The sequence below is a fragment of the Bradyrhizobium sp. OK095 genome (genome assembly GCF_900109945.1).
Classification (GTDB): Bacteria; Pseudomonadota; Alphaproteobacteria; order Rhizobiales; family Xanthobacteraceae; genus Bradyrhizobium.
This window is the reverse complement of sequence record NZ_FOBX01000051.1, coordinates 1-1053: the sequence shown is the minus strand read 5'-3', so window position 1 is coordinate 1053 and position 1053 is coordinate 1. Positions and strand designations below refer to the sequence as shown.

1 protein-coding gene is annotated in these 1053 nt (G+C 61.1%); it reads right to left on the bottom strand.

Going from position 1 to position 1053, the window contains the following annotated elements; all coding sequences use genetic code 11:
- Nucleotides 1-10: 10 nt before the first annotated feature.
- A protein-coding gene (locus BMW89_RS37155; RefSeq protein WP_092035278.1) for an IS630 family transposase occupies nt 11-959 on the bottom strand; the annotation gives its coding sequence in 2 pieces (ribosomal slippage) (nt 11-622 and nt 624-959; 948 coding nt in all).
- Nucleotides 960-1053 lie beyond the last annotated feature (94 nt).

Here is a 1053-nt window from a genome sequence, read left to right as displayed (position 1 = left end):
CTAGAGCGTTTCATTTTTTGATGGAAGCGTATCCGGCATTAACAAAGTAGTTGCTGCATTCGCCGGGCAGAACGCCTCTGACGAGGTGGCCGATGTGGTCGCAGGCGTCGTCGATCGTGCGTTTCTGTGCGATGCGCATCCAGTGCTTGATCTTGGCGAAGACTTGTTCGATCGGGTTGAGGTCGGGTGAGTACGGCGGCAGGTACCACAGTCTTGCGCCGGCTTTCCGGATCATCTGCCGGACGGTCGGCGACTTGTGGCTACCGAGATTATCCATGACGACGATGTCGCCCGGTTTGAGCACTTTGACGAGTTGCTGTTCGACATAGGCACGGAAGCTTTCGCCGTTGATCGGTCCGTCGAACACGCAAGGCGCAGTGAGCCGGTCAGAGCGTAGGGCACCGAGGAAGGTCAGGGTTCGCCAGTGACCGTGCGGCGCAAAGCCGCGCAACCGCTCGCCCTTGGATCCCCAGCCACGCAGCGGGGCCATGTTGGTCTTGATCCAGGTCTCGTCGATGAACACCAGGCGGTTTGGATCGAGGCGACCCTGCAAGTTGCGCCAGCGCTGCCGCCGCCGCGCCACGTCAGCGCGGCCCTGCTCAAGGGCGAACAGTGTTTTTTTTGAAGCTGAGACCTTCGCGTCGCAGGAAGGTCCATACCGCATGGTGGGAGACTTTCACGCCTCGCGCGGCAAGTTCGTCCTTCAGCCCGTGCAGCGTTAGATGTGGCGTCTGCCTGATCCGCTCCACGATGAATGCTCGATGCGGCTGCAGAACCGGCTTGCGGTGACCGCCCATCTTGCCCGGCGCCACCGAACCCGTCGCGCGATAGCGCTGCCGCCACTTCACGACGGACGACACTGCAACCTCGAACCGGGCCGCCACAGCATGGCAACTCTCGCCGGATTCCACCGCCTTCACGGCTCGGTCACGAAGATCATTCGAAAGAGGTCGGACCATCTGATGCTGGCCTCCGATCCAGCCAGCATCTTGAATCACAAACCGCCGCCCGACGGAATCCCTCCCGATTCAATCAATCGATGAACCGCTCTAG